A 2241-nucleotide genomic window follows, 5' to 3' on the forward strand; every position below is an offset into this window, starting at 1 on the left:
GGGAAACCCACCACCGCCGGCAGTGGCCGGCCCCGCGGTTGGAATCGCGCCCATGTGGGGCGTTGAGGCGGTGTCGAGGGCGTAGGCAGCCGATGGCGCGCCCAGCGCGATCACCACTGCCACGGCCGCACCCGCCCCGGCGGCGGCGAACAGCCGCCGGCCGACCAGCAACGCGAGCGCGCCGAGAACCGCGGCGGCAACAACGACGAACCGCAGCGCGGGGTACCACTCAGGGCTGCGGTCGAGCAAAATGAACGACCACGCGCCGGTGGCCGCGACAGCCGCCGCCATCAGCGTCCGGGAAACCCGGGAGGCCCGCGCACGCCACAGCGCGGTACCGCCGAAAACGACAAGGCCGGCGATCCCCGGCGCCAGCGCGATCGTGTAGTACGGGTGGATGATTCCGCTCATATAGCTGAATACGATGCCGGTGACGAGCGTCCACCCGCCCCACAACAGAAGACCGGCACGGATGCGGTCCGTGCGGGCCGCCCGGCGGGTGACCCACAGCCCGCCCACCAGGACGATCAGCGCAGCCGGCAGCAGCCACGAGATCTGGGTACCGAACTGGCTGTCGAACATCCGGTTCCAGCCGGTCGGGCCACCGAACATCCCCCCGGGACCGCCACGGCCAGCACCGCCACGGCCAGCACCGCCGGCACCAGCGCCGCCGGGCATCCCCCGCAGGTACTGGGCGATACCGACCGGCAGCTGCCCACCACCCCCGCCCCGAGCGCCCCCGCCCCCATTGCCGAAGATCCGTCCAAGACCGTTGTAGCCGAAGGTCAGCTCAAGAAAGCTGTTGTTGGTCGAACCGCCGATGTAGGGCCGGGAACCTTTCGGCCACAGTTCCACGGCCGCCACGAACCAACCCGTGGAGACAAGCACACCGCCGACGCCGACCAGGAGCCCCACCAGCCGCCGGCCGATCGAGGTCGGGGCGGCCACCAGGTAGACAAGCCCGAACGCCGGCACCGGCAGGAACGCCTGCATCATCTTCGTCAGGAAAGCGAAGCCGACCGCGGTACCGGTCAGCGCGATCCAGCGGTAGCTCCCGGTCTCGGTCGCACGCACCACGCAGTAGGCCGCTACAACAAGCAGCAGCGTGAGCAGCGCATCCGGGTTGTTGAATCGGAACATCAGGACGGCCACCGGCGTCAGGGCCAGCACGGCACCGGCAACGAGACCCGCGCGAGGACCGATCCAGCGGCGGATCGTGAGATAGAGGATGCCCACGGATGCCACGCCCTCCAGCGCGTCCGGTAGAAGCATGCTCCAGCCGCTGAAGCCGAAAATCCTTCCGGACAAAGCCATCACCCACAGTGACGCTGGTGGTTTGTCCACAGTGATGAAGTTCGACGAGTCGAACGAGCCGAAGAACATCGCCTTCCAGCTCCGCGTACCGGCCTGGACCGCGGCGGCGTAGAAGCTGTTGGCGTTACCAGACGCGCCGAGCCCCCACAGGTAGATTGCGGCGGTGGCGGCCAGCAGAACAAGCAGGGCCGGACGTATCCACCACGGGTCCGCGGCGCGCCCCCGCAACAGCCGGGGCAGCCGGATCGGGGGGGCGCTCGGCGCCGCGTGAACGTTACCGCCCAGAGCCTCAGGTGATGGCTCCCGACGCCGTGCCGGGATGTCGACGTCGGGTCTGACCGACCCCCAGTCGAGGTCACCGGCATTCGTGCTCATCGTGTGCTCCCCTTGCCGCTGATCCACTGATCCGCTCACCTGCTGATCCGCTCACCTGCTGGCGGCGGTAACGACGGCGGTGGCGCCTTCCTCACGTGAGTGTCGCCGCCGACGCGACAAAGGTCGTGGGCTTGGCCGGACTCGTGCCCGAAGCAGCGCCAGCCGGACCGCCCATGTCGCCGGGCTGGTCGTCACCGGGAGCGCCGGCTGGCGCGGCTGCTCCCCCGGCGTCCACCATGCACTGGCGGAAGGCCGCACGGACCTTCGAATCCCTCATATCCGGACGAGGCTGCCCGTTGCCACCGTCGAGGGTGATGCCCCTGTCCTTCAGACACGCCTGGAACTTCTCCAGATCGATCGCCGGGCCGTCGCCATCCTGGAACCGATCCCCGCCCAGGAACCTGTCGCCTGGCATCCCGCCTTCGCCGAACCCACCACCGCCGGGAAAGCGGCCACGGCCCGGCCCGTAGCTGGGAAGCCCGCCGGGACTGGCGGCGTCCACGGTCTGGCTGCCGCTGTTCCCCCCACCAGCTGCGGCCATGACAGCGGCAC

General features: G+C 69.7%; 1 protein-coding gene and 1 pseudogene. Both read right to left on the reverse strand.

The window, feature by feature from the left end:
- Positions 1–1689, reverse strand: a 1689-nt coding sequence (locus tag MJ785_RS20485) for a glycosyltransferase family 39 protein (RefSeq protein ID WP_239382400.1), incomplete at its 3' end; no start/stop codon positions are given.
- Positions 1690–1780: 91 nt separating this feature from the next.
- A pseudogene (locus tag MJ785_RS20490) lies at positions 1781–2241 on the reverse strand (hypothetical protein); the annotation flags it as partial.

Origin of the sequence: Protofrankia sp. CiT1 (assembly GCF_917627335.1) — a bacterium.
Classification (GTDB): Bacteria; Actinomycetota; Actinomycetes; order Frankiales; family Frankiaceae; genus Protofrankia.